The sequence below is a fragment of the Tamlana crocina genome, from assembly GCF_012037625.1.
Map to the genome: position 1 here is coordinate 1 of NZ_JAAVJS010000688.1, position 320 is coordinate 320.

At 42.2% G+C, this 320-nt stretch carries 1 pseudogene; it reads left to right on the top strand.

Going from position 1 to position 320, the window contains the following annotated elements:
- Positions 1-320: pseudogene (locus tag HC176_RS18575) on the top strand (TonB-dependent receptor); the annotation flags it as partial.

A 320-nucleotide genomic window follows, 5' to 3' on the forward strand; every position in this document is an offset into this window, starting at 1 on the left:
CGCAGCACCTGGTTGATGGGCGCCTTTGGGTTCCTGAAGTTGATATGAAAAACTTCGCACCTTACGCCCAGCTAAAAACGCTTTACAGGGATTTTGTTTTAAAAGCCGGGATCAGGTTTGAGAATATCAACATTGAAATTCCTGACTACACCACGATATATATCTTACCAAATGGCGGTACCCCTCAGGGAAATGTGCCTGTTGAAGGCGGAGAATTAAAATATGATGCTACCACCTTTAATGCTGGTTTGCGTTATAACCGTTGGGATATCTTCAAGCCATTTGTAAGTTTCTCTCAAAGTTTTTCTATTGCCGATCTT